The sequence below is a fragment of the Arthrobacter sp. Hiyo1 genome (genome assembly GCF_001263615.2).
In the GTDB taxonomy this organism is placed as follows: domain Bacteria; phylum Actinomycetota; class Actinomycetes; order Actinomycetales; family Micrococcaceae; genus Arthrobacter.
On record NZ_DF952471.1, the window covers coordinates 371462 to 373077 of the forward strand.

2 protein-coding genes are annotated in these 1616 nt (G+C 64.5%); both read left to right on the plus strand.

Going from position 1 to position 1616, the window contains the following annotated elements; translation table 11 throughout:
• The first annotated feature begins 46 nt into the window (after positions 1-46).
• Positions 47-772, plus strand: a complete 726-nt coding sequence (locus tag AHiyo1_RS13285; RefSeq protein WP_084784499.1) for a class E sortase — start codon at positions 47-49, stop codon at positions 770-772.
• A gap of 170 nt (positions 773-942) precedes the next feature.
• Complete coding sequence (locus AHiyo1_RS13290; RefSeq protein ID WP_059388885.1) at positions 943-1584, plus strand: aminodeoxychorismate/anthranilate synthase component II; 642 nt, start codon at positions 943-945, stop codon at positions 1582-1584.
• The last annotated feature ends 32 nt before the right edge of the window (positions 1585-1616 follow it).

Genomic DNA, 1616 nt, shown 5'->3' on the forward strand with positions numbered 1-1616 from the left:
GCCGCGCCCGGCGAGGCGCAAGGGACGGCCAAGCACGGGGGACGTCGTGCGCAAGATCGTCCAGGTCGTGGGCGAGTTGCTCGTCACCGCCGGACTTATCCTGCTGCTCTTTGTGGCGTGGGAACTGTGGTGGACCAACGTCGAAGCCGATGCCAAGCAAAGCCAGGCCGTCCAGGGTTTTGCCAAGAGTTTCGCGGGACCGGTGGCACCCGTTGTCCCTGCCAACCCTGCTGCACGGCCCGACTACGGGAAGCCCGTGGTTGCCGAGGCTCCCGAACACGGCGGCATGATCGGCATCATGTACATCCCTCGATTCGGCGCGGATTATTCGCGGCCCATCATCGAGGGCACCGGTTCCGACATCCTGGATACGCTGGGCCTCGGCCACTACGGAACCACGAGCATGCCCGGAGCCCCTGGCAACTTCGCCGTCGCCGGCCACCGCCAGACCCACGGCGCAGTGCTGGACAACATCCACCTCCTGGTTCCGGGCGACAAAATCTACGTGCAGACCAAAGACGGCTATTACACGTATGTCTTCCGCAACAACCAGATCGTGCTGCCCTCGCGGACGGACGTCCTTCTGCCGGTCCCCGCACAACCAGGTGCGACGCCCACCGAAAGCTACCTGACCATGACGAGCTGCAATCCGCGCTTCGGTGCGCAAGAACGCATCATCGCCTACTCCTTGTTGGAAAGCTGGCAGCCGGCATCAGCCGGGCCGCCGCAGGACATCGCCAAGCAAGTCGCCCAGACGGCCGGAAAGGGCTAAGCCATGTACGGATGGATCTTCCGCCACCTCCCGGGACCCCTCTGGGTGCGTATCCTGACATCAGCGGCACTCGTGGCATGCGCGCTTGTCCTGATGGTCCAGTTCCTCTTCCCCTGGATGTCACAATTCACTACCTTCACCGACTCAACGATTGGTTCAGCACAGCAGCCATGAGCACAACAAAAATCCTCGTCGTGGACAACTACGACAGCTTCGTCTACACCCTGGTCGGCTACCTGCAGGAGCTCGGCGCGGAAACCACAGTGGTCCGGAACGACGACGTCACTCTCGCCGAAGCGATCGAGCTGGCGGACGCGCGCGACGGCGTGCTGATCTCCCCCGGCCCCGGGACTCCCGCCGAAGCCGGCGTCTGCATTGAATTGATCAAATGGTGCGGAGACAACAACAAGCCGATGTTCGGGGTGTGCCTTGGGCACCAGGCGCTGGCCGAGGCCTACGGCGGGACTGTCACGCATGCCCCGGAGCTGATGCACGGCAAGACCTCACCTGTGCAGCACGACGGCAAGAGCGTTTTCGCCGGTCTGCCCTCGCCGGTGACGGCCACCCGGTACCACTCCCTCGCGGCTGTCCGGGAAAGCATCCCCGACGTCCTGGAAATCACGGCCGAAACCGCCAGCGGGGTTGTCATGGGCCTGCAGCATCGTTCGGCGCCGTTGTGCGGGGTGCAGTTCCACCCGGAATCGGTGCTCACCGAAGGCGGCTACCTCATGCTGGGCAACTGGCTTGAATCACTCGGAATGTCCGGGGCGGCCGCCCGTGCTGCCACCCTGAGCCCGCTGATCCAGCGCTAGCCGCCTAGTCCGCCCAGGCCTCCGCCGCCCTT